The sequence below is a fragment of the Xanthomonas sp. DAR 34887 genome (assembly GCF_041245805.1).
Taxonomy (GTDB): Bacteria; Pseudomonadota; Gammaproteobacteria; order Xanthomonadales; family Xanthomonadaceae; genus Xanthomonas_A; species Xanthomonas_A tesorieronis.
The window spans coordinates 1269646-1294527 of the sequence record NZ_CP162490.1 but is presented as its reverse complement, the minus strand read 5'-3'; the positions used below and the strand labels follow the sequence as shown (position 1 = coordinate 1294527).

At 69.5% G+C, this 24882-nt stretch carries 23 protein-coding genes; 12 read left to right on the top strand and 11 right to left on the bottom strand.

The annotated features are described in order from the left end of the window. Positions 1–84: 84 nt before the first annotated feature. Both AB3X08_RS05520 and AB3X08_RS05515 read right to left on the bottom strand, forming a co-directional pair. On the bottom strand, positions 85–1569 hold the full coding sequence (locus AB3X08_RS05520; RefSeq protein WP_369938440.1) for a carboxylesterase/lipase family protein: 1485 nt from the start codon (positions 1567–1569) through the stop codon (positions 85–87). A 44-nt stretch (positions 1570–1613) separates the two neighbouring features. Then, the gene (locus AB3X08_RS05515) at positions 1614–2453 is read right to left on the bottom strand and encodes a TrmH family RNA methyltransferase (RefSeq protein WP_369936799.1); all 840 of its coding nucleotides are present in this window, start codon (positions 2451–2453) and stop codon (positions 1614–1616) included. A 63-nt stretch (positions 2454–2516) separates the two neighbouring features. On the opposite strand from AB3X08_RS05515, the gene AB3X08_RS05510 reads away from it, so the two are divergent. Then, positions 2517–2741: a hypothetical protein gene (locus tag AB3X08_RS05510; RefSeq protein ID WP_369936798.1), complete on the top strand. Its 225-nt coding sequence runs from the start codon at positions 2517–2519 to the stop codon at positions 2739–2741. 82 nt (positions 2742–2823) lie between these two features. Here AB3X08_RS05510 and AB3X08_RS05505 read toward each other — a convergent pair whose 3' ends face one another. Together AB3X08_RS05505 and AB3X08_RS05500 are read right to left on the bottom strand one after the other, a co-directional pair. Further along, positions 2824–4284: an alanine/glycine:cation symporter family protein gene (locus AB3X08_RS05505; protein ID WP_369938438.1), complete on the bottom strand. Its 1461-nt coding sequence runs from the start codon at positions 4282–4284 to the stop codon at positions 2824–2826. Positions 4285–4428: 144 nt separating this feature from the next. Beyond that, a complete protein-coding gene (locus tag AB3X08_RS05500) occupies positions 4429–4986 on the bottom strand; it encodes a GNAT family N-acetyltransferase (protein WP_369936797.1) in 558 nt (185 codons plus the stop codon). Between the two features lie 285 nt (positions 4987–5271). Between AB3X08_RS05500 and AB3X08_RS05495 the strand changes: the two genes are divergently transcribed. Next, positions 5272–5973, top strand: a complete 702-nt coding sequence (locus tag AB3X08_RS05495) for a polysaccharide deacetylase family protein (protein WP_369936795.1) — start codon at positions 5272–5274, stop codon at positions 5971–5973. After that, complete coding sequence (locus tag AB3X08_RS05490; RefSeq protein ID WP_369936793.1) at positions 5970–7091, top strand: glycosyltransferase family 4 protein; 1122 nt, start codon at positions 5970–5972, stop codon at positions 7089–7091. The genes AB3X08_RS05495 and AB3X08_RS05490 overlap by 4 nt, the downstream gene beginning before the upstream one ends. Before the next feature lie 112 nt (positions 7092–7203). On the opposite strand, the gene AB3X08_RS05485 is transcribed toward AB3X08_RS05490, so the two are convergent. The 3 genes from AB3X08_RS05485 to cysD form a co-directional block, all read right to left on the bottom strand. Next, positions 7204–7629 (bottom strand): hypothetical protein, encoded by a 426-nt coding sequence (locus AB3X08_RS05485; protein WP_369936792.1) that lies wholly within the window; start codon positions 7627–7629, stop codon positions 7204–7206. Positions 7630–7802: 173 nt separating this feature from the next. Further along, the gene (cysN, locus tag AB3X08_RS05480; protein ID WP_369936791.1) at positions 7803–9788 is read right to left on the bottom strand and encodes a sulfate adenylyltransferase subunit CysN; all 1986 of its coding nucleotides are present in this window, start codon (positions 9786–9788) and stop codon (positions 7803–7805) included. Then, positions 9788–10696 (bottom strand): sulfate adenylyltransferase subunit CysD, encoded by a 909-nt coding sequence (cysD, locus tag AB3X08_RS05475; RefSeq protein ID WP_369936789.1) that lies wholly within the window; start codon positions 10694–10696, stop codon positions 9788–9790. Before cysD ends, cysN begins: the two co-directional genes overlap by 1 nt. 205 nt (positions 10697–10901) lie before the next feature. Between cysD and AB3X08_RS05470 the strand changes: the two genes are divergently transcribed. The 3 genes from AB3X08_RS05470 (at position 10902) to AB3X08_RS05460 (ending at position 15352) form a co-directional block, all read left to right on the top strand. Further along, positions 10902–12773 (top strand): assimilatory sulfite reductase (NADPH) flavoprotein subunit, encoded by a 1872-nt coding sequence (locus tag AB3X08_RS05470; protein WP_369936787.1) that lies wholly within the window; start codon positions 10902–10904, stop codon positions 12771–12773. 120 nt (positions 12774–12893) lie between these two features. After that, a complete protein-coding gene (gene cysI / locus AB3X08_RS05465) occupies positions 12894–14615 on the top strand; it encodes an assimilatory sulfite reductase (NADPH) hemoprotein subunit (protein ID WP_369936786.1) in 1722 nt (573 codons plus the stop codon). Next, a complete protein-coding gene (locus AB3X08_RS05460) occupies positions 14612–15352 on the top strand; it encodes a phosphoadenylyl-sulfate reductase (protein ID WP_184414758.1) in 741 nt (246 codons plus the stop codon). The genes cysI and AB3X08_RS05460 overlap by 4 nt, the downstream gene beginning before the upstream one ends. 374 nt (positions 15353–15726) lie before the next feature. Here AB3X08_RS05460 and AB3X08_RS05455 read toward each other — a convergent pair whose 3' ends face one another. The 3 genes from AB3X08_RS05455 to AB3X08_RS05445 all read right to left on the bottom strand — a co-directional run bounded on the left by AB3X08_RS05455 (position 15727) and on the right by AB3X08_RS05445 (position 19713). Further along, the gene (locus AB3X08_RS05455) at positions 15727–17220 is read right to left on the bottom strand and encodes a PepSY-associated TM helix domain-containing protein (protein WP_369936785.1); all 1494 of its coding nucleotides are present in this window, start codon (positions 17218–17220) and stop codon (positions 15727–15729) included. Continuing rightward, entirely contained in the window at positions 17220–19280 is a 2061-nt protein-coding gene (locus AB3X08_RS05450; RefSeq protein WP_369936784.1) for a TonB-dependent receptor, read from the bottom strand. The genes AB3X08_RS05455 and AB3X08_RS05450 overlap by 1 nt, the downstream gene beginning before the upstream one ends. A gap of 67 nt (positions 19281–19347) precedes the next feature. Beyond that, positions 19348–19713 carry a DUF2946 family protein gene (locus tag AB3X08_RS05445; RefSeq protein WP_369936783.1) on the bottom strand — a complete coding sequence of 122 codons (366 nt, stop codon included), beginning with the start codon at positions 19711–19713 and terminating at the stop codon, positions 19348–19350. A 256-nt stretch (positions 19714–19969) separates the two neighbouring features. Between AB3X08_RS05445 and AB3X08_RS05440 the strand changes: the two genes are divergently transcribed. The 6 genes from AB3X08_RS05440 to AB3X08_RS05415 all read left to right on the top strand — a co-directional run bounded on the left by AB3X08_RS05440 (position 19970) and on the right by AB3X08_RS05415 (position 24092). Beyond that, positions 19970–20191, top strand: coding sequence for a hypothetical protein (locus tag AB3X08_RS05440; RefSeq protein ID WP_369936782.1), 222 nt, complete (start codon positions 19970–19972; stop codon positions 20189–20191). An 11-nt stretch (positions 20192–20202) separates the two neighbouring features. Then, positions 20203–21186: a DUF6976 family protein gene (locus AB3X08_RS05435; protein ID WP_369936781.1), complete on the top strand. Its 984-nt coding sequence runs from the start codon at positions 20203–20205 to the stop codon at positions 21184–21186. A gap of 73 nt (positions 21187–21259) precedes the next feature. Further along, positions 21260–21628, top strand: coding sequence for an ArsR/SmtB family transcription factor (locus AB3X08_RS05430; RefSeq protein WP_369936780.1), 369 nt, complete (start codon positions 21260–21262; stop codon positions 21626–21628). A 33-nt stretch (positions 21629–21661) separates the two neighbouring features. Next, positions 21662–22087, top strand: coding sequence for an arsenate reductase (glutaredoxin) (gene arsC / locus AB3X08_RS05425; protein WP_369936779.1), 426 nt, complete (start codon positions 21662–21664; stop codon positions 22085–22087). Next, the gene (gene arsH / locus AB3X08_RS05420) at positions 22077–22814 is read left to right on the top strand and encodes an arsenical resistance protein ArsH (protein WP_369936778.1); all 738 of its coding nucleotides are present in this window, start codon (positions 22077–22079) and stop codon (positions 22812–22814) included. The genes arsC and arsH overlap by 11 nt, the downstream gene beginning before the upstream one ends. A 69-nt stretch (positions 22815–22883) precedes the next feature. Then, positions 22884–24092: a sensor histidine kinase gene (locus tag AB3X08_RS05415; RefSeq protein WP_369936776.1), complete on the top strand. Its 1209-nt coding sequence runs from the start codon at positions 22884–22886 to the stop codon at positions 24090–24092. A 43-nt stretch (positions 24093–24135) separates the two neighbouring features. Here the strand turns inward: AB3X08_RS05415 and AB3X08_RS05410 are convergent, their stop codons facing one another. Next, complete coding sequence (locus AB3X08_RS05410; protein ID WP_369936774.1) at positions 24136–24723, bottom strand: phospholipid scramblase-related protein; 588 nt, start codon at positions 24721–24723, stop codon at positions 24136–24138. Positions 24724–24882 lie beyond the last annotated feature (159 nt).

Below are 24882 nucleotides of genomic sequence, written 5' to 3'. Positions count from 1 at the left end.
TGGCCTGAATCCGCGACCGCACCCAGCATTTCGCCAGCGACCGATGCCTTGACCGAATCTGCGCCGCTACGAGCGACAACTCGCCTACGGCAGATCGAGCAGCGCACACACCTCGCTGCGCAAACCGGTCACCGCCTGCGCGCCATCCTGGTCGAAGCGCAACGACGCCTGGCTGGGCGCAAACGCCGGCCAGCGCGGCAGGCCTGCGCCATTGGGATCGCCGTTGCGCGCGAATGCCGCCCAGTAGCGCTGCAGGTTCAACGACGACTGGCCGATCGGCAGGCCCTTGAACACGAACGGCAATTCCGCGCTGTGGGTCACCTTGCCGCCGGGTGCGGCCAGATCGAACTCGTAATGCCACACCGGCACGCCTTGTCGCACCTGCGCGCGCGCCACCGCCAGCGCCGGGCAGCGGAAGGTCAGGTCGGTGGCCAGTTGCATCGCTGCGTCGCCGTAGCGCGGATCGGGCGCGGCGGTGGGGCCGTGGTACGCCGCCAGCACCTGCGTAGCCTGCGTCGGGTAGTCGCGACGCAACCGCGCCTCGGCACCGCCGGCGCCGCCGTAGGTCAACTCCTGCGCGACGCTGCCGAGCAGCAGCGGCACGCGCGGCTGCGTGGCGTCGGCGAGCAGCGCCGCCGGCGCGCGCGGCAACACGTGGCCATCGACGATGGCCTGCAGCCACACGTAGCCGTCGTCGTCCAACGCCGGCACATCGACGCCTTGCGCGGCGGCGATCACAGCGGCCGCAGGCAGCCGGCGCAAGGCCGCCAGACGCTGCTTCGGCGCGACGCCGGCGCGCTGCGCGATCGTTGCGCCCAGCGCCTCGTTCTCCTCCAGGGTGCGCGGCGGCAGGCCGAAGCCGGCGGTGCCGCTCTGCTCGATCGCCGCGCGGAACAGGCCCCGTGCAAGCGGCGACAGCTGCAGCAGGCCAACGTCCTGCGCCCCCGCCGACTGGCCGAAGATCGTCACCTGCGCCGGGTCGCCGCCGAAGCGGGCGATGTTGTCGCGCACCCAGCGCAGCGCTGCGATCTGGTCGAGCAAGGCGTAGTTGCCGGAACCATGCTGGCCGGATTCCGCGCTCAACTCGGGCAAGGACAGGAAACCGAACACGCCCAGCCGGTACTGCACGGTGACCAGCACCACGTCCTGCTGCACCAGCGAGGACGGCAGGATGTCGGCACCGCCGGCGACGTTGGCGCCGCCGTGGATCCAGACCATCACCGGGCGCTTGGCCGCCGGATCCAGGTGCGGAGTCTGCACTTCCACATACAGGCAGTCTTCGCTTGAGCGCTGGGCGAACGCCGTGTTCCAGCCGATCGCCGGCTGTGCGCAGTTGGGCGCCTGCTGGCTGGCATCGCGCACGCCGTGCCAGCGCGCCGGCGGCTGCGGCGGCCGCCAGCGGTTCGCGCCGGTCGGCGGCGCGGCGAACGGAATGGCGCGGAACAACACGCTGCCATCGTCCTGGACCTGGCCGCGCAGGGTGCCCGCGGCCAACGTCACCTGCGGTGCGGCAGAGGCCGGTGACGCCGCGCCATCGGCCGGCGTGATCGCCGCTGCCCACGGCGCCATCGCCAGCAGCAGGCATGCGCCCGCCAAACCAAGCCATCCCCGCCTCATCGCGGCGCTCCCGGTTGCCCGATGCGGCTGCGCCAGGCACCGAGCAGCACCGCAGTGGCCGCGGCGACGTTGAGGCTTTCCACCGCGCCGCTGCCGGGGATCGACAGGCGCCGTTCGCAGGCCTGGGCGAAGTCGCGGTCCATGCCTTCGCTCTCGGCGCCCATCACGTACACCAGGCGCGGTGGCAGCGCGGCGGCGAACACGTCGTCGCCGCCGTCGACCAGCGTCGCCGCCAGCGCGAAGCCGGCCGCGCGCAATTGCGCCAGCGCCTGGTCCGTCGGCGGCAGGCGCACCAGCGGCACCGCCTCGGCGCCGCCCTCGGCCACGCGCGCGGCGGCGCCGGACAGAGCCAGCGTCGCGGTCTCCGGCAGCAGGATCGCGGCGGCGCCAAAATGCGCGGCCGAGCGCAGGATCGCGCCGAAGTTGTGCGGGTTGCCGACGCCGTCCAGCCACAACGCCAGCGCCGGGCCCGGCGCCAGTCCCTGCAACCACGCCGCCAGCGGCAGCGGTTCGGCGCGCAGCACGTCGGCGACCACGCCTTCGTGGTGCGAACTGGCCGCGAGCTTGTTCAGATCGGCGTCCTCCACCACCCGGTAGCCGACGCGGTTGGCCACGCACCACTTGAGCAGCGGCTGCAACGCCGGAATCCGTGCCTCGGCCAGGTACAGCTTGCGGATCGCCTCGGGTCGGCGCGCATGCACCGCGCGCACCGCGTTGAGGCCGTACAGGCGCAGCTCGCCGCGATTGGCGTCGGCCGCGCGCGGCACCGGCGCAGCGCGTTCTGGCGGCGCCGGCGGACGCGGGCCGCGCGGGCTCTTGCCCCAGGGATTGTTCATCGCGGCACGCTCGGCAGCCCGGCGCATGCGGCGGCAACGTGCGGGAAGGAAAGTTTGTGACGCATGGGCAAGGCCTCCTGGACCGCAATGGCAACGCACCGTAGCGGCGCGACCCGGCGATTTTCGCTCATCCCTGCCCCGCAGGTGCGGTTGGCGTCGTTCGCGCGACAGAAAACCTGCGCAACTGGGTTCGCCGCACGGAAATCGATCGACGACGGCTCCGATGTCGGCCCGCCATACACCTGCGCCCTGGACGTTACCGCCACCTCGACGATGATCTCCTACTGATGCGCCCAGTCCCTCCCTGGCACGGGCCGTTGCCGGCCACAGGCCGGCAGCGTGCATCGCGGCACGCAACGCCGCGCGTCGATCATTCGCCGCGCGGCACCGGCGGCGACAGGCGCTCGCGCCACAGGTCGGCGTTCTTGATGCCCAGCGGCAGCGGATCGAACACCGGATCCAGGCCGGCCTTCTTCTGCCGTTCGTAGTCGCGCAGCGCCAGCAGCGCCGGCTTCTGCAGGATCAGGATGGCGATGATGTTGAGCCAGGCCATCAGGCCCACGCCGATGTCGCCCAGCGACCACGCCAGCTTGGCGTCGTGGAACGCGCCGAACACCACCATGCCCATGATGCCCAACCGCAGCACCAGCACGGTCAGCGGGCGGCGGCGGTTGCCGTTGATGTAGCTGAGATTGGTCTCGGCCATGTAGTAATAGGCCATGATCGTGGTGAAGGCGAAGAAGAACAGCGCCAGCGCCACGAAGCCGGCGCCCCAGCCGGGCAGGATCGCGTCCACCGCGGCCTGCGCGTAGCCCGGGCCTTCCTGCACGCCGCGCAGGCCGGCGAACAGGGGCTCGCCGCCGTTCGGCGCATACACGTTGTACTTGCCGGTGGCCAGGATCAGGAACGCGGTGGCCGTGCACACCATCATCGTGTCGAAGTAGATCGCAAAGGCCTGCACGTAACCCTGCTTGGCCGGATGCGAGACTTCGGCGGCAGCGGCCGCGTGCGGGCCGGTGCCCTGCCCGGCCTCGTTGGCGTAGATGCCGCGCTTGACGCCCCACTCCACCGCCAGGCCCAGCAGCGCGCCGAACGCGGCATGCGTGCCGAAGGCGCTGCGGAAGATGATCGCGAACATCTCCGGCACCCGCTCGGCGTTGAGCACCATCACCACCACCGCCATCAGGATGTAGCCCAGCGCCATGAACGGCACCACGATCTCGGCGAAGTTGGCGATGCGCTTGACCCCGCCGAAGATGATCACCGCCAGCAGCAGCGCCACGGTCGCGCCGATGCCCAGCTTCAGCGCCTGCGCCGCCGGCAGCCCCATCCACAGTCCGTCGAGCGGGCCGCACAGCGGACCGCCGCGGCAGGCGTTGACCACGCTGTCGGCGATCGCGTTGGCCTGCACGCCGGGCATCAGGAAGCCGGTGGCGACGATGGTGGCGAGCGCGAACAGCAGCGCGTACCACTTCAGCCCCATCGCCTTTTCGATGTAGTACGCCGGGCCGCCGCGGTAGCGCCCGTCGGCGTCCTTGACCTTGTAGATCTGCGCCAGGGTCGATTCGATGTACGAGGTGGAGGCGCCAAAGAAACCCATCACCCACATCCAGAAGATCGCGCCCGGGCCGCCGAAGGCGATGGCGGTGGCCACGCCGGCGATGTTGCCGATGCCGATGCGCCCGGCCATCGACATCGCCAGCGCCTGGAACGAAGACACGCCGGCATCGGATTTCTGCCCGCCGATGGTCAGCCGCAACATCTCGGCGAAGCCGCGCACCTGCATGAAGCGGGTGCGGATGGTGAAGTACAGGCCGGCCGCCAGGCACATGAAGATCAGCGCCTTGCTCCAGATCAAGCCATTCAATGCAGTGATGATCGATTCCACGCAGTTCCCCGAAGCGCAAGAAGGATGCCCCGCGGATGGGGCTGGCTCGATTGTGCATGAATCGGCGCTGACCGCGAAACGCAGGTCTCACTCTGGCGCGTGCAGGCGGCCGAACAGGTGCAGATCGTGCAGGCGCCCGTGCTTGCGCAGCGCGCCGCGGCGGATGCCTTCGCGCACGAAGCCGTTCTTCTCCAGCACCCGCGCCGAGGCCGGGTTGCTGTCCAGCACGCTGGTCTCGATGCGCAGCAGCCCGAGCGCGGGGATCGCCCAGTCCAGGTAGGTCGCGACGATCCGCGTCATCCGGCCCTGGCCCCAGTGCCGGCGCCCCAGCCAATAGCCCAGTTCGGCGACGTGCGCGCGCTCGCCGCGGCCGGGACGCAGGCCGATGCTGCCGCAGGCCTCGCCGTCGATCTCGATCGCCAGCACCGGATGCGCCAGATCCACCACGCGCCCGCTCAGGAACGCCTCGCCGTCGGCAAGGGTGTAGGGATGCGGGAAGCGGTCGCTGAGCCCGCGCACCACCTGCGCATCGTCGGCATGGCGCAGCAGCGCGTCGAGATCGTCGCCGCGCCAACGGCGCAGCTGCATCCCGTCGGTGGTCAAGCGCAGGTCGCGCCACGCCGTGGCGCTTGCTTCGTCGGGCATCGGCCGTGCTCCTGCAGATCGGCAGCCGAGCATAACCGGCGATTGCATGTGGCGCGGTGCCGGTTCCTGTGCGGCATGCGTGCGCTGCGCAGGGCCGCGACAAGCGAGCGCTGCGACGCGCCTCAACGGCGCACATTGCCGTGCCCGGCCCATTGCCGACAGGCACGACAGGCCGTCGAAAGGTTGGCGCGCGCTAATGCAGCGCGCCCTCCCTTCTTCGCGATCGTCCCGAGCCGTCCGATGCCACCCGCGACCTCCCCCGCTGCGGTACGTATTCCAATCTTCATGTACCACAACATCGCGCCGGCGCCGCGACAACTGCAGGTCTATCGCAGCCTGTATGTCGCGCCAGCGCGTTTCGCGCGGCAGATGCAGTTGCTGCGTCGGTTGGGCTATCGCGGCGTGTCCATGTCCGACGCCATGCCCTACCTGCGCGGCGAACGCCACGGCCGGGTCGCGGTGGTGACCCTGGACGACGGCTATCTGGACAACCTGCATGCGGCATTGCCGGTCCTGCAACGCCTGGGCTTCAGCGCCACCGTGTACGCGGTCAGCGGCAGCATCGGCCGCCACAACACCTGGGACGCGAAGAAGCTCGGCATCGAAAAGCCGCTGATGAGCCTGGCCGAACTGCGCCAATGGCGCCGAGGCGGCATGGAGATCGGCGCACACACCCGTTCGCATCCGCATCTGACCGCGTGCAGCGATGCCGAGTTGCGCGAGGAGATCGGCGGCTGCAAGCGCGAGCTGGAGGATCTGCTCGGCGAACCGGTCACCCAGTTCTGCTATCCGTACGGCGACGTGGACGCACGCGTGGCCGCGACGGTGCAGGACGCCGGCTATGTCGCCGCGACCACCACCCGCCGCGGCCGCGCCGTGCCCGGCTCCGATCCCTGGCGCTATCCGCGCATCCAGGTGGCACGGCATCACCTGCTGCCGCAGTTCGCGCTGCGGGCCTTGACCGGCTACGAGGATCGGCGCGCATGAAGTTCCTGTTCGTCGGCACCAATCCCGAGAACACCGGCGCGGCGACGCACTTCGTGGCGCTGGCGCAGGCCCTGGCCGGCGTCGGCCACCGTGTCGAGGTGATCGCCTGCCAGGGCGGGCTGATCGCCGAGGAGCTGCAACGCAGCGGAATCGGCGTGCACTTCGGCCATTTCCGCAACGCGCTGGCCCCGGCCGGCTACGCGCCGCTGCTGCGCCTGGCGCGGCGCCTGCAGCCGGACTGGCTGGTCGGCAATTTCGGCAAGGAATACTGGCCGTTGCTGCTGGTCGGCCGCGCGCTCGGCATCCGCGTGGCGCTGTTCCGGCACCGCGCGCCGGCGATGCGCGCGTTCTCCGGCTACGCGATTCCGCGCCTGGCCTCGCGCTTCTTCGCGGTGTCGCGCTATGCGCGGCAGGCCTACCTGGACCGCGGCGTGCCGGAGGCGCTGGTGCAGGTGCTGTACAACCCGGTGAACATGGACAGCCTGCGTCCGGACCCGCGCCGCGGCCGCGAGATGCGCGCCCTGCTTGGCCTGCCCGAGGACGCGATCGTGATCGGCTACAGCGGCCGCCTGCAGCACGGCAAGGGCATCTTTCCGCTGCTGGAGGCGGCGTCCGCGGCGATGGCGATCGAACCGGCGCTGCATTGCCTGTGGCTGGGCGACGGCCCGGATGCGGCGCGCCTGCATGCGCAGGCCAGCGCCCAGGCCAGCGCCGCACGGCACCGCTTCGTCGGCTGGGTCAACGACACCACGCCCTACTACAACGCGATGTCGATGCTGGCGTTTCCCTCGCTGGCGCCGGAAACCTTCGGCCGGGTCTCGGTGGAAGCGCAGGCCAGCGAAGTGCCGGTGCTCGCCAGCCGCGTCGGCGGCGTGGCGGAAACGCTGGACGCCGACGTCAGCGGCGAACTGTTGCCGCCGGGCGACGTGAACGCCTGGCGCGACGCGATCCTGCGCATGTGCGATGCGCAGCGCCGCCAGCGAATGGGACAGGCCGGCCGCCAGTTCGTGCAGCGCCACTTCGCCGGCGCGGTGATCGCGGCGCAGTTCGTGCAATTGCTGCAGGCACCGCGCCGCGCGCCGCAGCGGCTGACCCAGGCGCAACCCGACGCGCATTGATGCCAGCGACCGGCGACCAGCCGCGTAGCGCGCCAGGCCGATGCCGGCAGCCAGTACCTTCGCGTCTACCTGCCCCAGCCGTCGCCACATGCTGGCGCATGCTCACCCCGCGTCAACCGGCGGCAGACCTGCGGCGACGGGTGAAATACGGGTAGGCCACGACGAAGGCCAGCGCGGAAGCGGTTCCGAACAGCGCGCGTAACGCATCGCCGACGGTGTGCGGGATCTTCCACGCATGCAGCGCCGCGTCGTACCAGACCAGCTGCAACAGCATCAGTCCGAACAGCGCCATCGGCACGCCGAACACCAGCCAGCCGAACGCCCGTACCGCCGGCTTGGTCGTGCGCTCCTGCAGCTTGCCGACGATCTCGGTGGTGGCCATGTGGTACTGGAACGGATCGGCCGTGGAATACAGCGGCCGCTGCGTCGGCGGCGGCTCGGGCCGCACCGGTTGGTGCGTCACCTGCTCCACCGCCGCGGGCGCGACCAGTTCGGTGACATTGGTCTTGGCCAGCAAGGCCTGCATCTTCGGATCCACGCGTTCCCCCTGAACGTTGCCGCAGGAATCCGGCCCCGGGTTCTCCTGGATCACACCCCTCCCTGCATGCACAGGATGCGTACCGGCGCGGCCGATGGCAACTCCCGCTGCACAGCAACCAGCGTTCAGCAGCATGCATGACCGGGCGCCGCCGGAAGGCGGCGCCGCAGCGCTCAGTCGTGCGCCTCCAGCCACCCCAGCACCTGCGCCGCCAGCGCCTCGGCGTTGTCGCCGTCCGCGCGCAGGTGCAGCTCCGGCTGTTCCGGCGCCTCGTACGGCGAATCGATGCCGGTGAAGTTAGGGATCTGCCCGGCGCGCGCCTTGGCGTACAGGCCCTTCACGTCGCGCGCCTCGGCCACGTGCAGCGGCACGTCGACGAACACCTCGACGAATTCGCCCTCGGCGAAGCGCTCGCGCGCCATCCGCCGTTCGGCGCGGAACGGCGAGATGAAGCTGACCAGCACGATCAGCCCGGCATCGGCCATCAAGCGCGCCACTTCGGCGACGCGGCGGATGTTCTCCACCCGGTCCTCGTCGGTGAAGCCCAGATCGCGGTTCAGCCCGTGCCGCACGTTGTCGCCGTCGAGGATGAAGGTGTGGTAGCCGAGCGCATGCAGGCGCTTGTCGACCAGGTTGGCGACGGTGGACTTGCCGGCGCCGGACAGGCCGGTGAACCACAGCACCTTCGGCGACTGGCCCTTGATCCGCGCGCGCGCGGCGCGGTCCACGTCCAGGTGTTGCCAATGCACGTTGCCGGCGCGGCGCAGCGCGAAATCCAGCGTGCCGGCGGCGACGGTGGTGTTGCTCTGCCGGTCGATCAGGATGAAGCCGCCGAGCGCGCGGTTGCGCGCGTACGGCTCGAACGCGATCGACTCGTCCAGCGACAGGTTGCAGTAGCCGACCTCGTTCAACTCCAGGCGCTTGGCCGCCAGCCGCTCCTGCGTGTTCACGTCGATGCGGTGCTTGATCTCGCTGACGCTGGCCGACACCGTGCGGGTGCCGATCTTCAGCCAGTACGGACGGCCCGGCAGCAGCGCGGCATCGTCCATCCACAGCACATGCGCGGCGAACTGGTCGGCCACTTCCGGCGGGTCGTCGGCGGCGGCGATCACGTCGCCGCGGCTGATGTCGATCTCGTCGGCCAGGGTCAGCGTCACCGCCTGCCCGGCCACGGCCCGGTCGACGTCGCCGTTGCCGTCGAGCACCCTTGCGACGGTGGAACGGCGCGCCGACGGCAGCACCACCACGGCGTCGCCCGGCCGCACCTGACCGGCCGCGAGCGTGCCGGCGAAACCGCGGAACTGCTGGTTCGGGCGATTGACCCATTGCACCGGCAGGCGCAGGCCGCTGGCGGCATCGCGCGCATCCAGGTCCAGGCTTTCGAGGTATTCGAGCAAGGCCGGGCCGCCGTACCACGGCGTGCGCGCGGACCGCTGCGACAGGTTGTCGCCGTCGAGCGCCGACAGCGGGATGCACTGCACCTGCGCGATGCCCAGTTGCGCGGCCAGCGCGCGATAGTTGGCGACGATCGCCTCGAAGGTGGCCTGGTCGAAATCGACCAGGTCCATCTTGTTGACCGCCAGCACCACATGGCGGATGCCGAGCAGCGAGACGATGTAGCTGTGGCGGTGGGTCTGGGTCAGCAGGCCCTTGCGCGCGTCGACCAGCACCACCGCCACGTCGGCGGTGGAGGCGCCGGTGGCCATGTTGCGGGTGTACTGCTCGTGGCCGGGGCAATCGGCGACGATGAACTTGCGCTTGTCGGTGTCGAAGTAGCGGTAGGCCACGTCGATGGTGATGCCCTGCTCGCGCTCGGCGGCCAGGCCGTCGAGCAGCAACGCGTAGTCGATCTCGCCGCCACGGGTGCCGTGGCGCCTGCTGTCGGCGCTGAGCGCGGCGAGCTGGTCGTCGAACAGGCGCTTGCTGTCGTACAGCAGGCGCCCGATCAGCGTGCTCTTGCCGTCGTCGACGCTGCCGCAGGTGATGAAGCGCAGCAGCGGCTTGTGTTCGTGTTGCTGTAGGTAGGCGGCGACTGCGTCGCCGCCGGGATTGGGGATTGGGGATTGGGGATTCGCAACGGCGTCCCCTCCCGCTACAACGTTCGCCGCGACGTGCCGCTCTTGCGAATCCCCAATCCCCAATCCCGAATCCCGGCTCATCAGAAATACCCTTCCAGCTTCTTCTTCTCCATCGACGCGCCCGGATCCTGGTCGATCACCCGCCCCTGCCGCTCCGAGGTGGTGGTCAGCAGCATCTCGGCGATAATCTTTTCCAACGTGTCGGCCTGCGATTCGACCGCTCCGGTCAGCGGATAGCAGCCCAGGGTGCGGAAGCGCACCTGCCGCAGCTGCGGCACCTCGCCCTCGCGCAACGGCAGCCGCTCATCGTCCACCATGATCAGCGCGCCGTCGCGCTCCACCACCGGGCGCTCGGCGGCGAAATACAGCGGCACCACCGGAATCGCTTCGCGGTAGATGTACAGCCAGATATCCAGCTCGGTCCAGTTGGACAGCGGAAACACGCGCACGCTCTCGCCGGCATGGACCCGGGCGTTGTACAGATTCCACAGCTCGGGACGCTGGTTCTTCGGATCCCAGCGGTGCTTGTCGTTGCGGAACGAGAACACCCGCTCCTTGGCCCGCGCCTTCTCCTCGTCGCGGCGCGCGCCGCCGATCGCCGCGTCGAACTTGCCCTGGTCCAGCGCCTGTTTCAGGCCCTGGGTCTTCATCACGTCGGTGTGCACGGTCGCGCCGTGCGTGAACGGGCCGATGTCCTGGGCGATGCCGTCGGGGTTGATGTGCACGCGCAGGTCCACCCCGGTCTCGGCGGCGCGGCGGTCGCGGAAGGCGATCATCTCGCGGAACTTCCAGCGCGTGTCCACGTGCAGCAGCGGGATCGGCGGCGGCGCCGGCGCGAACGCCTTCAGCAGCAGGTGCAGCAGCACCGAGCTGTCCTTGCCGACCGAATACAGCAGCACCGGATTGCGGAACTCGGCGGCCACCTCGCGCAGGATGTGGATGCTTTCGGCCTCGAGCCGGTCGAGGTGGGACAGGGCGGAAGAACGCATCGGGGACAACGCAGGACTCGTCGGGAAGGGGCGCACAGAGGGTAGCAGCGGCCGCGGCGCCTGGGGCGACCGGGGCCGGCAGTGTGTGATGCGTCTGGCAGGCACTGAAATAAGCGGGGGGCATAAGCCGATAACCCCTGCTCCTTTCTGCCCTGCGCAACGAATCCCTAACATCGGTCATCCCTTCTTCCCACCCGGACCGGTCATGACCGCCGCCTCGCCCGCGTTGCCGCCCAGCCCCTTGCCCGACGAGCGCAAGGCGCTGCTGGCGCGGACGGTGGAGGGGCTGGATGCGGCCAGCCTGTGGTGGCTGTCTGGCTATGCCGCGGGACTGGCCCAGGGCCAGGGACATGCGCCGCCTTCGCTGGCGGTGTTGCCGGGCGGCGCGGCGACCCACCAGGCCGCGCAGCGACTGAGCATTGTCTACGGCAGCCAGACCGGCAACGCCCGCCGCGCCGCCGAACAACTGGCCGCCGAGGCCGAGGCCGCCGGGCTGACGGTGCGCCTGCTGCGCGCCGATGCCTATCCGACCCGCGAACTGGCCGGCGAGCGCCTGCTGTACGTGGTCATCAGCACCCAGGGCGAAGGCGACCCGCCGGACGACGCGATCGGCCTGGTCGAGTTCCTGCAGGGCCGCCGTGCGCCCAAGCTGCCCGAGTTGAAGTACGCGGTGCTCGGCCTGGGCGATTCCAGCTACGCCGACTTCTGCGGCATCGGCAAGCGCATCGATACGCGCCTGGCCGAACTCGGCGCGCAGCGGCTGCTGCCGCTGGGCGAGGCCGACCTGGACATCGACACCGTGGCGGCGCCGTGGCGCACCCAGGCGCTGGCGCAGGCGCGCGAGCTGCTGAAGACCGCGGCAGCGCCGTCGGCGACGGTGACCCCGCTGCGCGGCGCGGCCGCCGCGGCCTGGAGCCACGAGCGCCCGTTCGCCGCCGAGGTGCTGGCGAACCAGCGCATCAGCGGCCGCGATTTCAAGGGTCCGCGCTATGCCACGCATGGCGAGGCCGACAAGGACGTGCGCCATCTGGAGCTGTCGCTGGCCGGCAGCGGCCTGCACTACGAACCCGGCGACGCGCTGGGCATCCGCCACCGCAATCCGCCGGCGCTGGTCGAGGCCGTTTTGACGGCGACGCGACTGGACGGTCATGCCCACGTCACCGTCGATGCGCAGACTCTACCCTTGCACGAGTGGCTCGCCGCGCATCGCGAGCTGACCCGGGCCTCGCGGCCATTCCTGACCGCGGTCGCCCGCCGCTCAGCCGCCCCGGCGCTGGAGCAGCTGCTCGACCCTACCCAGACCGCCGGTCTGGCGGCGTTGCTGGCCGATCACCAGGTGATCGACGTGCTGCGACGCTGGCCGGCGGATTGGGACCACAGCGCCTTGCTGGAGGCGCTGCGGCCCCTGGCTCCGCGCCTGTATTCGATCGCCTCCAGCCGCAAGCGGGTCGGCGACGAAGTGCATCTCACCGTCGATGTCCTGGCCTACCAGGCGCATGGCCACGCCCATGGCGGCGCGGCCAGCGGGTTTCTGGCCGCCCTGGCCGAAGGCGACAGTGCCCCGGTCTACATCGAACCCAACGAACGCTTCCGGGTGCCGGCCGACAGTAGCCGCGACATCCTGATGATCGGTCCCGGCACCGGCGTGGCGCCGTTCCGCGGCTTCGTGCAGGAACGCGCCGAGAGCGGCGCCAGCGGCCGCAACTGGCTGTTCTTCGGCGCCCGCCATTTCAATCAGGACTTCCTGTACCAGGCCGAGTGGCAGCAGGCGCTGCGCAGCGGCGAACTGCAGCGCCTGGACCTGGCGTTCTCGCGCGACGTGCAGCCGCTGCGCGACGGCAACGTGCCGGACAAGGTGTACGTGCAGCAGCGCCTGCGCGAGCACGGCCGCGACGTCTACGACTGGCTGCAGAACGGCGCGCACCTGTACGTGTGCGGCGCGATCGGCATGGGCAAGGACGTGCACGCCACGCTGCAGCAGATCGTGGTCGAGCACGGCGCGCGCAATGCCGAGGATGCGGCCGCCTACCTGACCTCGCTGCAACGGGAGGGGCGGTATGCGCGCGATGTCTATTGAGGCTGGGATTGGGGAGTCGGGATTGGGGATTCGTAAGAGCGGGTTCCGTTTTTCTGCGTGTTTCCGAGCCGCCTTCGTTTCTGATTTGCCAACTTCCAATCCTGAATTCCGAATCCCGCGATGAGCAACGTCGAAGACATCAAGGCCGAAAGCCGCCGCTTGCGCGGGTCGCTGCTGCAGAGCCTGGCCGATCCGGTCACCGGGGCGTTGCGCGAGGACGATCAGACGCTGATCAAGTACCACGGCAGCTACCAGCAGGACGATCGCGACCTGCGTGACGAGCGCCGCCGGCAGAAGCTCGAACCGGCCTACCAGTTCATGATCCGCACGCGCACGCCGGGCGGGGTGATCACGCCGCAGCAGTGGCTCAAGCTCGACGCCATCGCCACCACTTACGGCAACCACTCGCTGCGCGTCACCACGCGCCAGGCGTTCCAGTTCCATGGCGTGATCAAGCGCGAACTGAAGGCGACGATGCAGGCGATCAACGCCGCGCTGATCGACACCCTGGCCGCCTGTGGCGACGTCAACCGCAACGTGCAGGTCGCGGCCAATCCGCTCGCCTCGCGCGCGCACGCGACCCTGTACGCCGATGCGGCGCGCGCGTCCGAACACCTGCTGCCCAATACCCGCGCCTATTACGAGATCTGGCTGGACGAGGAGCAGATCGTCGGCAGCGGCCAGGAACAGGAGCCGATCTACGGCGACACCTACCTGCCGCGCAAGTTCAAGATCGGCTTCGCGCTGCCCCCGGTCAACGACGTGGACGTGTTCGCCAACGACCTGGGCTTCATCGGCGTGCTCGGTGCCGACGGCGAACTGGCCGGCTACAACGTCAGCATCGGCGGCGGCATGGGCGCCACCCATGGCGACGCCGAGACCTATCCGCGCGTGGCCAACGTGATCGGCTTCATCGCGCGCGACCAGTTGCTCGATGTCGCCACCGCGGTGGTCACCACCCAGCGCGATCTCGGCAACCGCACGCTGCGCAAGCGCGCGCGCTTCAAGTACACGATCGACGACCATGGCCTGGACGTCGTCGTCGCCGAGATCCAGCGCCGCGCCGGCATCGCCCTGCAGCCGACCCGCGCGTTCGCGTTCGAGCACAACGGCGACCGCTACGGCTGGAGCGAAGGCGAGGACGGCCGCGCGCACCTGACCCTGTCGCTGCCGGCCGGGCGCATCGCCGACCGTGACGACGGCGCGCGTCATCTCAGCGGCCTGCGCGAGATCGCCGAGCTGCTGCAGCGCGACGGCGAAGGCGCGCATTTCCGCATGACCTCCAACCAGAACCTGGTCGTCGCCAGCATTCCGGCTGCGCTGCGCGAGGCGATCGACACCTTGGTGCGCGCGCATGCGCTGGACATCGGCAACCAGGCGCGCACCGCGCTGGCGCGCGCGGCGATGGCCTGCGTGGCGCTGCCCACCTGCGGCCTGGCGATGGCCGAGGCCGAGCGTTACCTGCCCGACTTCGTCGGCAAGCTGGAGCCGTTGCTGGACCGCCACGGGCTGCGCGAGACGCCGATCCTGCTGCGCATTTCCGGTTGCCCGAACGGCTGCTCGCGGCCGTACCTGGCCGAGATCGCGCTGGTCGGCAAGGCGCCCGGCCGCTACAACCTGATGCTCGGCGCCGATCACCGCGGCCAGCGCCTGAACACGCTGTACCGCGAAAACATCGCCGAGCCGGAGATCCTGGACGCGCTGGATCCGCTGTTCGCGCGCTACGCCAGCGAACGCGACGCCGATGAGGGCTTCGGCGACTTCCTGCACCGCAGCGGCCTGGTCGCACTGCCCGCCTACCCCACCCACCGCCATCTCATTCCCTCGGAACTGCACGCATGAGCGCCCTGCCCGCCTCCGCCCACCACGACTCCGCCAACGCGCCAGCGACGGCATGGGATCTCGACGCGGTCAACGCGTTGCTGGCGCCGATGACCGCGGTGCAGCGCGTGGCCTGGGCGCTCGAACACGGCCCGGCCGAGGCCGCGCTGTCGTCGAGCTTCGGCGCGCAATCGGCGGCGACGCTGCACCTGCTGACCCAGCAGTTGCCGGACATCCCGGTGATCCTGATCGACACCGGCTACCTGTTCGCCGAGACCTACCGCTTCGCCGACGCGCTCACCGACAAGCTCAAGCTCAACCTCAAGGTGTACCGGCCGCTGGTCAGCCGCGCGTGGATGGAAGCGCGCCATGGCCGCTTGTGGGAACAGGGCATGGTCGGCATCGAGCAGTACAACAACCTGCGCAAGGTCGAGCCGATGCGCCGCGCGCTGGACGAACTGAAGGTCGGCACCTGGTTCACCGGCCTGCGCCGCAGCCAGTCCGACAGCCGCGCGCAGACCCCGTTCGTGCAGAAGCGCGGCGAGCGCTACAAAATCAACCCGATCGCCGACTGGAGCGACCGCGACCTGTGGCAGTACATGCAGCAGCACGGCCTGCCCTACCACCCGCTGTGGGAAGAAGGCTACGTGTCGATCGGCGACTTCCACACCACCCGCCGCTGGGAGCCGGGCATGCGCGAGGAAGATACCCGCTTCTTCGGCCTCAAGCGCGAGTGCGGCATCCACGAGGACATCTGAGGCGGGCGTGCTGCGGCCCTTCTTCGGGCCGCGCACGCCTCTTTTGTGGGAGCGGCTTCAGCCGCGACGAGCGGAGCGGCGAACCTTCCGGCTTCGGACACCGTCGGGACTGAAGTCCCTCCCACAGTGCACCATCAAGCTCGCCGCAAGCCCCCTGTAGGAGCGCCTTCAGCCGCGACAGACAGCGTGCAATGCCGACAACTCCCAGCCGGGACTGAAGCCCTCCACAGTGCACCCCAGCCAGTCGCAGCCATCCCCTGCGGGAGCGACGTCAGGTGCGACGAGCGGCGCGGCGCACTCGACGGCTACAGCCAGCGCCGGGACTGGCGACCCTGCCACGGGGCATTCGGCCAGTTCGACGCCACCACACCGCCTCACTCCCGCCGCAGCACCCACCACCAATCCAGCGCCAGCATCAGCAACAGCGACACCCCGACCAGCGGGAACAGCACGCCGCCGATCGCCAACAACACGATCACGCCGTGCAGCGTGCGCCGGTCCGCGGGCAGCGGCGGCACGCCCAATCCGCCGGCCGGGCGCCGCTTCCACCACATCAGCGCGGCGCTGGCGCACAACAGCAGGATGCCGATGCAGGATGCGATCAGCAGCAGCTGATTGAAGGTGCCGTATTGCTGCCCCAGGTGCACATTGATGCCCCATTCCAACGCCTTCGCCATCGGCCCGTAATCGGCGTAGCGCATGTCCAGCAGCACCTTGCCGCTGTACTGGTCGAGGTGGACCACCCGTTGCTGCGCCAGGTCCGGCGGATACACCGACGCGGTATAGACGCCGCGCACGCCACGCGGCAGCGCCACGCTGTAGCCGGCGGCGATCCCCCGTGCCTGGAACCGCGCCACCGCCGCGTCCAGGCCGATGGCGCCGGGCTCCGGCGCCATCGTGTCCATGGCATCCATCGCCGTGCCGCCATGCGCGGCATGCTCCGCATGCGCATCGTTACCGTGGTCCGCCATGCTCGATGCCGCATTCGCCGTCACCGTCGCCGGCATCGGCATCGGCATCGGCATCGGCATCGGCATCGCAGCATCCCCCGGCAGCTGCGACTGCGGCAACCGCGCCTGGCGCAGCGACCACGCCGGCACCTCTCCGTCGCTCAGGCGCTGCGTGGACATCGGCACGTCCACACGCAGGCCTGCCGGATAGCCATAGTGGTGGCCATTGGCGAGGCGATTGACCTGTTCGCCCCAGAACCACGACCACGGCATGCCGGTCAGCGCCAGGAACAACAACATCGCGCCGACCACACTGCCGGTCAGCGCATGCGTATCGCGCCAGAACACGCGTTGCGGCGGCCGCCCACGCACCGTCGTGACACCGCCGCGGCGGCCGCGCGGCCACCACAGGTGCACGCCGGTCAGCACCAGCAGGATCGCCCAGCCCGCAGCCACTTCGATCAGCGCGCTGGCCCATGGCCCGACCAGGGCGAGGCTGTGCAGGCGCCGGATCGTCCACGCCACCGTGCCGTGCTCGGGCAAGCTGCCCAGCACCCGCGCCCGATACGGATCCACATACACCACCACGCGGCGGCCATCGGCGGTGCCCACGGTCACTTCCGCCGCCGCATCGCGCTGTGGTGGCGTGGTGTAGCGCAGCGCCTGTCCCGGTTGCGCCGCCAATGCAGCGGCGAGCAAACGTTGCGGCGCAATCGCCTGCGCCTGCGCCGGCACCGCGACCGTCTTCAGCGCGCGGTGGAAATAGCCATCGATCGGCTGCTGGTAGACGAAGGCGGCACCGGTCAGCGCCAGCCATGCCAGCAGCGGCAGCACCAGCAGGCCAGCGTAGAAATGCCAGCGCCACACGGCGCGGTAGAAGCGCGCCGGCGGCACCGCGGTCGGATTCGGCGTGGCCATCACCAACCCCAGTTCAGGCTGGCGTACAACGCACGGCCATCGCCCGGCGAGTAGCCGGAGGAACCGCTGTCGTACCAGGCGTAGACGTAGTGACGATCGCTCAGATTCTTCAGCTGCAGCGACAGCTCGCGCTGCGCGCGCCAGGCCCAGGTCGCGCCGACGTTGGCCAGCGCGTAACCGCCGTAGCGGCCCAGCGTGTTGCTGCGCTCCACGTAGTAGTCGCCCTGCGCATTGCCCCAGGCCGACAGCTTCAGCCGTGGCGTGGCCTGCCAGTCGATGCCGGCGTTGGCCAGGTAGTGCGGCACGTTCTCGATCTCCTTGCCGCGCGTGGCCGGCGCGCTCGGGTCGGGAGTGACGATGACCGCGCGCTGCCGCGAATACGCCAGCCACAGCGTCCAGCGCTCGTCCGGACGCAGGTTCAGCTGCGCATCCCAGCCGCGGCGCAAGGTCTTGCCGACGTTGCCGACCTCGCCGGTGCCGACGCTGCCATCGACGCCGAGGATGGTCGCCACCTCGTCGGAGGCGCGCTGCTCCCAGTAGGCGATGCGCGCATCCAGGCGTTTGCCGTCGGCGAACTTCAAGCCCGCTTCCCAGCCGTCGTTGTACGACGGCGCCAGGTTTCCGGGCTGGCTTCGGTAAGCGCCGTTGCCGCTGCCGATCTGGAAGCTGCGGCCGATGTTGGCGTAAGCGCTGGTCTGCGCGGTCAGCGCGAACACCGCGCTGAGCTTGGGCTGTCGGATCGCGCCGTAGGCGTAGGCCGGATAGCGCGCGCCGCCGAGCCGGTCGCGGAAGCTGCCATCGACCCAGTCCACGCGGTAGCCCGGCACCAGTTGCAAGCGCTCGAACGGACGGATCACCGCCTGCACATAAACACCGCGCGTATCCAGGTCGAAATCCCAGTCGCGCAACGGCGCGGTGCGTACCCGCGCCACGGTGCGATAGCGCTGCGACGTATTGTCCTGCCATTGCCCGTCGATGCCGCCTTCCAGCGCGAACGACGTCGCCCAGTCGACCTCGGGCCGCCAACTGGCCTTGGCCAGAAAGCCGCGCTGGGTCTCGTCGGTATCGCGCTCCTGCTGCGCGCCGGCATTGGTGAAGCGCACCCAGCGCTGGTTCTGGTAGCGATTCCAGTACAGCCTGGCGCTGCCCTGCACGGCATCGGCCAGTTGCGCATCCAGATGCAGGCTCACCTGGCCGGTCTGGCGTTCGCTGCGATCGTCGCGCGCGTAGCCGGGCGAACTGCGCGGTGCGCGTTGCGCACTGGCATAGTCCAGGTAGCCCGCTTCCAGCGCTTCGTTGCGGTAGTAACGCGCACTGAGCCCGGCGCGCAAGGCGGCGTCCGGCGCGGTGTAGAACCATTTGCCGGCGAAGGCGCGCTTGCGCGCGTCGGCATGGTCGCGGTAGCCGTCGCTGTCGCGCCACGCGGCGAAATAGTTCTGGCTCCAGCCGCCGCGCTCGATGCCCTGGCTGGCCTGCACCTCGCGCGTGCCGAAGCTGCCGATGGTGACGCTGGCGCGGCCGTCGTTGCCGCCGCTGCGGGTCAGCACGTCGACGCTGCCGGCGATGGCGTCGAGCCCATAGCGCGGATCGTTGGTGCCGCGCACGATCTCGATCGCGGCGATGTCCAGCGGAAACACCGCGTCCAGGTACGGCATGGCGCCGGCGTTGTCGTTGCTGGGAATGCCGTCGATCAGCAGCTTGACCGCGTTGACCCGGCCCTCGCCGTTGAAGCCGCGAAACGAGAAGCGGCCGGCGTCGGTGCCCATCTTGAACTGGGTGACCTGCACCCCGGGCGCGCGCATCAGCAGCTCCCAGCTGTAGTCCACGTGCTGGTCCTGCAGCAGGTCGCCGCCGAGGATGTCCACGGAACTCAGCACGCTGCGTGCAGTCGGCAAGGACAGCGGATCGGCGCGGACCTGGACCTTGCCCAGGGTCAATGCGGAATCGCCGGCGGGCGGTTGTACGCCGCTATCGGCGGCATGCGTCGGCAGGCAGACGCCGGCCGCGAGACAGGCGCAGCCGTACGCCGCCATGCGCGGCACGGAAAAGAAACGGATCATCGATGGCTCCATCAGCACGAAAACGCGCCGCGGCAGCGCCACGGCACGAAGAACAAGCGTTCGCGTTTCAGGAATACAGCGGAGGCCCACGTGCGGCGTGAGCGCGCCAGATGCCCGTGTCCACCACCGGCATGCGCGGTGCGGCCAGCGGCGTGCGCTGGCGCACCCACGGCAACACCAGCAACAGCAACGCCAGCAAGGGCAGCAGGCGCGCGGCCAGCAGGCAGTAATCGCACACATGCTCGTGCGCCATGCTGCCGTCGTCATGGGCGCCGGCGTGGGCAGGCAACGACACCGCAGGCAAGGCAAGCACCGATTGCAGGCCGCGGCTGGTGCACAGCGCGCTCGCCGCGGCAGCGGCCCAGTCGCCGGAGCGCGCCTGCTGCCAGCGGCTCAGCAACGGCGCAGCCAGCATCAGCACGATCGCCAGCATGGCGAGCGTTGCCCAAAACGATGATGGCTGGCGGCGACGGATCACCGCGGCAGTCTAGGCCTGTTGCCGCAGCCGGGCTAGCTCCCCCCTGCGACAGCTTGACGCAGGCCATTGGTGACGACTGACCCAGTTCCACGACGGTAATCGCTTACAGCCCGATGCGGCGCTCAAGCCCGCGTGGGTCCTGTCGATACCTGCGTCGAAGCCGCGCCTGTGCGTCGGCCATTCCAGACACTTCATCCGTGGAGGGACGAAGATGATTCCGAGTAAAATCCATCCCAAGTGGGTTCCGCTGCTTCGTGGCGATGCCAAGCTGCAATTCAAGGTCTTCGCCGGGAACATGATGCTGAGCCAGTGCGCGCGCAAGATCAAAAGCGATCCGTCGCCGCAGACCGTGCAAGCCTGCGTGGACGAGGCGCACGCATTCTTCAGCAAGTACGAAAATCTCTATTCGGCCGAACTGAAGTCCCACTTCTGAGGAGCAACGACATGTTGATGACACGCGAACAAGCCGCCCAGAAGATCCAGTCCGGCGCCACCTTGTATCTGGCCGGCGACCAGGCCCTGCTCGACAGCCTGCCCAAGGGCAACTGGATCGGCGGCACCATTCCCTATTTCATGGACAAGCAAGGCGGCACCCACAGCCGCGAACTGATCTTCGTCAGCGAGCAGGACCACTGCGTCAGCGGCTCGAGCGTGCGCTGGTACGACGTGGGCGAACTGCCGTCCATCGCCAGCGACTCGCCCGATCACGGCTTCAGCGTGATCATCCTGCCGGCGACCAGCCAGGCGCACGTGCGCTATGCGCAGGATTCGCCAGACTACCCTGGGCTGTTCATGAAGAACATCGTCGGCTGGGTGTCCGGCGTGGACCTGTCGGACCTGGGCAAAGTGGCGCCGCGCATTTATGACGGCACCAGCGGCAAGTCCTACAGCGAAGGCTGCGTGGTCCTGCACGCGACGCTGCCGGAGGACAAGATGGTCTCGGTCGGGATCGTCAACTGCTTCGAGCAGGGCGACGGCGACGTGATCACCTTCGCGCAGGACGGCTTCGACGTCGGCCAGGCGCTGGTCAACGGCGCGCCGCGCGACTTCGCCGAGTACCTCACCGCCAACCAGATCGACGTGCGGCTGCCGCTGGTCGCCGACTACAACGGCGAGAAGATCAACGCCAGCATCCAGTCGATCGACCAGGACGCGCACAAGGTCACGCTGTACGCGCCGGTGTTCCGCGGCGTGGAGTACCGCGTCGCTGCACCGGTGGCCAACTACGTCGAGGAATTCTCGCGGCAGTTGCCGCAGACCGTGAGCAGCCCCGAGTTCAGCTGCAACTGCATCCTCAACTTCCTGTACTCGGAACTGGAAGGCAAACGCACCGGTGAACTGATCGGACCGGTGACCTTTGGCGAAGTGGCCTACCAGCTGCTCAACCAGACCATGGTGTACCTGCAGATCGAGGACATGCCGACCTGAGCGCCGCGCAACGGTTCTCCCACCCGGCGGGCGCAGCGATGCGCCCGCTGTCGTTTGTGGAACTGGGCCGCGCTTGCATCATTTCGAAATTTCCGGAATTATCGAAACGATGAATGCCGACAGCACCGTTTCCGCCCTGCGCGCCCTCGCCCACGCGCACCGCCTGGCCGCCTATCGCGCGCTGGTCCAGGCCGGGCCCGACGGCATGGCGGTGGGCGAATTGCGCGCCGCATTGGAGCTGCCCGCGGCCACGCTGACCGCGCACCTGCACGTGCTGCGCGGTGCCGGCCTGATCGCCGACGAACGCCAGGGCCGGGTGATCCGGCTGCGCGCCGACTACGCGCGCATGTACGCGCTGATCGGCTTCCTGACCGAGAACTGCTGTGGCAACGGCACGTGTTCCGCCGACGCTGCGGCGCCTGCCGCCGTGCGCGCGCCATAGCGCAGCGCCCCCTCCTATCGCACCGAGCCCTCGATGAGCGCCATCACGATCTACCACAATCCCGCCTGCGGCACCTCGCGCAATGTCCTCGCCCTGATCCGCAACAGCGGCGCAGAACCGACCGTGATCGAATACCTGAAGACCCCGCCGGACCGCGCCACCCTGCAGGCGTTGATCGCGGCGCTGGGCATCCCGCTGCGCGAGGCCATCCGGCAGAAGGGCACGCCCTACGCCGAACTGGGCCTGGACGATCCCACGCTGAGCGAGGACGCATTGCTCGACGCGATGCTGCAGCACCCGATCCTGCTCAACCGGCCGATCGTGGTCACCGCGCTGGGCGCGCGCCTGTGCCGGCCGTCGGAAACGGTGCTGGAAATCCTGCCCTCGCCGCAGCGCGGCGCCTTCGCCAAGGAAGACGGCGAACCCGTGATCGACGCGGACGGCCGCCGTGTCGGTTGACCTGTCCGCGCTGCCGAACCTGGACCCGGCCGCGTTCGTGCGCCCGGATCCGCTGGCGCTGAGCGCCGCCCGCGCCCCCCATCCGCCACGCATCCTGCTGCTGTACGGCTCGTTGCGCGAGCGCTCCTACAGCAAGCTGCTGGCGTTGGAAGCGGCGCGACTGCTGCAGGCGATGGGCGCGGAAACGCGCCTGTTCGACCCCAGCGGCCTGCCGCTGCCCGACGCCGCTCCCGACAGCGATGCGAAAGTGCAGGAACTGCGCGAGCTGACCCTGTGGAGCGAAGGCATGGTCTGGTCCTCGCCGGAACGGCATGGCGCGATGAGCGGCGTGCTCAAGGCGCAGATCGACTGGATCCCGCTCAGCCAGGGCGCGCTGCGCCCCACCCAGGGCAAGACCCTGGCGCTGCTGCAGGTGTCGGGCGGCTCGCAGTCGTTCAATGCGCTCAACCAGATGCGCGTGCTCGGCCGCTGGATGCGCCTGCTCACCATTCCCAACCAGTCGTCGGTGGCCAAGGCCTGGCAGGAATTCGACAGCCCCGGGCGGATGCGCCCCTCGCCCTACTACGACCGGCTGGTCGACGTGATGGAGGAACTGCTCAAGTTCACCCTGCTCACCCGTGACCTGGCGCCGTACCTCGTCGACCGCTACAGCGAACGCCGGCCTGACACCGAATCTTTGGCCGCGGCATCGGGCGCGGCACCGCCTGCGTCCGTTGCGTCGGCGTGAAGACGGCGTCGTGAGGAAGTGTGATCTGTACCAATAGAATGCGCGCCTCATCGCCGCCGAGGCGCTCGCATGTCTTCCGTCGCATCCGCTGCCGGCCCGGTCTATTGCGCCGCCAAGCCCGGCAACGAAACGCTGCGCCTGGACGCGCTGCATAGCTACGCGATCCTGGACACGCCGCGCGAGCCGGCCTTCGACGACATTACTCGGCTGGCCGCGATGATCTGCCAGACCCCGATCGCGGTGGTCAACCTGATCGACAGCGAGCGGCAGTGGTTCAAGAGCGAGATCGGCCTGGGCACGCGGGAAACGCCGCTGGCCACCTCGATCTGCGCGCACGCGCTGCTGGAGGACGATCTGCTGCTGGTGCCGGACACGCGCGAGGATCCGCGCTTCGCCTCCAATCCGCTGGTCACCGGCGCAGAGCGCCTGCACTTCTACGCCGGCGCCTTGCTGAAGACCTCCGACGGCCTGCCGCTGGGCACGGTCTGCGTGCTCGACCGGCGCGCGCGGCAGTTGACCTACGACCAGATCGAGGCGCTGCGCGCGCTGGCGCGGCAGGCGATGGCGCAGCTGGAATTGCGCAAGGCGCTGGCGCTGGCGCAGGAATCCAACCACTACCGCAGCCGCCTGCTGGCCATCGCCGGCCACGACCTGAAGACGCCGCTGCGCACCGTCTCCTATGCGCTGGCCAAGGTCCAGCGCCAGCTCGACGCGGCCGGCAGCGTGCCGTTGGACGAGGCGCGCAAGGCACTGAACCAGGTCGCCGCCGGCCTGGACCAGCTCGCCGCCAGTGCGGTCGCCGGCGGCGAACACAGCCTGCCGGTGCAGGGCGAGATGGTCCTGGGCGACCTGCTCGGCCCGATCCTGGATACCTGGCGACCGCAGGCCGCGGCCAAGGGACTGCGCCTGCGCTACGTGCCGACCACGCTGCGCGTGCGCAGCCACGCCACGCTGCTGGCCACCTTGCTCGGCAACCTGCTCGGCAACGCGGTCAAATACACCGAGCACGGCTCGGTACTGGTCGGCTGCCGGCGCCGGCGCGGGCAGGTGACGGTGGAGATCATCGACAGCGGCATCGGCATGGACGGCGACAGCTTGCGCCATCTGTTCCAGGCCTTCCGCCAGGCCGATCCGCGCAGCGAAGGCCTCGGCCTGGGGCTGTGGATCGTGCGCCGCACCGCCGAAACGCTGGGCTGCAGCGTCGAGGTGCGCAGCCGCCCGGGCCAGGGCAGCCGCTTCTCGGTGACCCTGCCGCTGGCGGGCGCGACCGACGCCTGAGCGCGGCCGCGCTGCGCGCGCCGTGGCGCGCGCGACACTGCAGTTATTCCTTCAGCACCATGTCGATGCACAGCACCGCGGCCATGATCAGGATGCGCACGTCGTCCTCGGCCGGCACCGCATTCTCGATCGCGAGCATGTAGTTGTCGGCGGAGGTGAACAGCTCCTTGCCCAGCCCGGCCCACTTCTTGGCCACGCGCGCCAGCTCGCGCTCGCCCTGCACGAAGCGGAAATCCCAGCTGGTCCACTTGCCGCGCAGCGTGCACACCAGCTTCTCGCGCGCATCGAGCACGTCGAACTTGCCGCCGATGGAGAAGAACTTCTGGCTGAAGGAACCGACCAGGCGATCGTGCTCGTCCAGCACCTCGACCTTGGACAGGAACAGCGAAAACCCGCGCTTGACCGTCAGCACCTTCTGCCCGTTCGGCGTGCGCACTTCCACCTGGAACGGGGTCATGCGCTTGTAGTCGGTGAACCGGAAGATCTTGGTGAACACGCCCAGGTTCGGCTCGCGGCATTCGAGCACCTTCTGGTTGCTCTGCGGATCGAACACGTCGTAGTTGTTGGCGGCCTTGAACATGCCGACCTGCTCCTTGACGAAGAACAGGTTCTGCTGGAGGACGGGGTGCATGGACATCCTTGTGGTGGATAAAAGAGCGCGCACCGTAGCGGCCGCGCGCCGCGATGGCAATGGCAACCGCAACCGGGTGGCAGATGCGCGTAGCGGCGGCGCGCCGTTTGCGCGGCGCCGTCGACGCCGCCGATGCGGAGATCGCACGGCCGTCGCGGC